At 39.1% G+C, this 709-nt stretch carries 1 protein-coding gene and 1 pseudogene; both read right to left on the reverse strand.

Annotated features, from left to right (window positions below):
- A pseudogene (locus ACFINO_RS10505) lies at nucleotides 1-273 on the reverse strand (hypothetical protein); the annotation flags it as partial.
- A 3-nt stretch (nucleotides 274-276) separates the two neighbouring features.
- Entirely contained in the window at nucleotides 277-591 is a 315-nt protein-coding gene (locus ACFINO_RS10510) for a hypothetical protein (RefSeq protein WP_375655788.1), read from the reverse strand.
- Between the last annotated feature and the right edge of the window lie 118 nt (nucleotides 592-709).

A 709-nucleotide genomic window follows, 5' to 3' on the forward strand; every position in this document is an offset into this window, starting at 1 on the left:
AAAAAATTTAAGAGGTATTGGTGTTCCAGAACCAATGATATCTGTCTCAAGAAACCTTGCTGTCGCCTTTTCTTTAATATAAACACCTCTTCTTATACGCTTTATTTGGGCTGATGAGATGTCTGCAACTTGCTTTTCAGTGAAGCGTTCAACTTGTTTTGCTGCAGTGTTTAGAGCATTACGCAGAGCCCAATTAAGGCGTGGTGCTTGAAGACTGGTGAAGGTATCCTTCACCTGTTGAAGATACCATTTTTGGTGGATGATTAACTTCAACTTCTAAGCCTTTTTTGGGGTAGGTGACTTGGAAGCTTTAGATGCTTTTGGCTGTTCGAGTGGAATTTCCTCTGTCACTGGTTCAGACGATGTTTGTACGGCTTCTTGTTTTATCTGCTTAATTTGTTCAATTGCCTTATCTGTTTTTGCTGTTGTCTTGACGTCAACAAAAAGTTTTGCAGCATTGGCGCGCTTGAGACGTGCGTAGACTTGATTGGAAACTTCAACAAATGGATTATTGGGTGTTGATGGTTCAAAGCGAACAGTGCTTTTATTGTCTCCAACAACACACATTGGCTTAGTGATGACAGCTTTCATCATTGCTCCTTTTGCGTCATAATTAATGACATCATTAGTCAATTATTGATTTTTGTTATTTGAAAAATAGATTAGTCAGAATTACCCAGAAAACAGGGCTTTCTAGCCACGTTTCAAG

It is taken from the genome of Bartonella sp. AA83SXKL, assembly GCF_042196965.1.
In the GTDB taxonomy this organism is placed as follows: domain Bacteria; phylum Pseudomonadota; class Alphaproteobacteria; order Rhizobiales; family Rhizobiaceae; genus Bartonella.